Raw genomic sequence first — 515 nt, 5'->3', positions numbered from 1 at the left:
CGCCTGCGCCTGGAATGGGAGCGCGCGCAACGCTCAGGCGAGCCACTGGCCTTGCTGATGATTGATGTCGACCACTTCAAGGCCTTCAACGACCGCCATGGTCACCAGGGTGGCGATGAGGCCTTGCGCAACGTGGCCCGGGTCATCGGCAGCAATATTCGTCGCCCCGCCGACCTGGCTGCGCGCTACGGCGGCGAAGAGTTCGCGGTGATCCTGCCGGATACCGACGGCGAGGGTGCGAGCACCATCGCCGAACATATCCGCAGTGCGGTGGAGCACTTGCCACCGGCGGACGGCGACGCGCTGTCGGTCACCGTCAGCGTCGGGCTCAGTACCTGGGACAAACGCAGCCGTGGCTCGCTGGAAGAGCTGCTGCTGAGTGCCGATCGGGCGCTGTATGACGCCAAGCATTCCGGGCGCAACCGCATCGTTCACAGCCAGGCCACATAAGCGGTTATCAGCAACTACGCTAAGGGCATCCTCGAAGCAGAAGTACGCCCGATGAGCCCAGGCAC

General features: G+C 64.9%; 1 protein-coding gene. It reads left to right on the top strand.

What is annotated here, in order from left to right; all coding sequences use genetic code 11:
• Positions 1 to 450: GGDEF domain-containing protein (locus HX786_RS31540; RefSeq protein ID WP_177123615.1), on the top strand; the 450-nt coding region annotated here is incomplete at its 5' end.
• Between the last annotated feature and the right edge of the window lie 65 nt (positions 451 to 515).

Origin of the sequence: Pseudomonas sp. 21615526 (assembly GCF_013386245.1) — a bacterium.
Taxonomy (GTDB): domain Bacteria; phylum Pseudomonadota; class Gammaproteobacteria; order Pseudomonadales; family Pseudomonadaceae; genus Aquipseudomonas.
The sequence above is the reverse complement of the archived record's forward strand: the minus strand, read 5'-3'. Positions and strand labels throughout refer to the sequence as shown.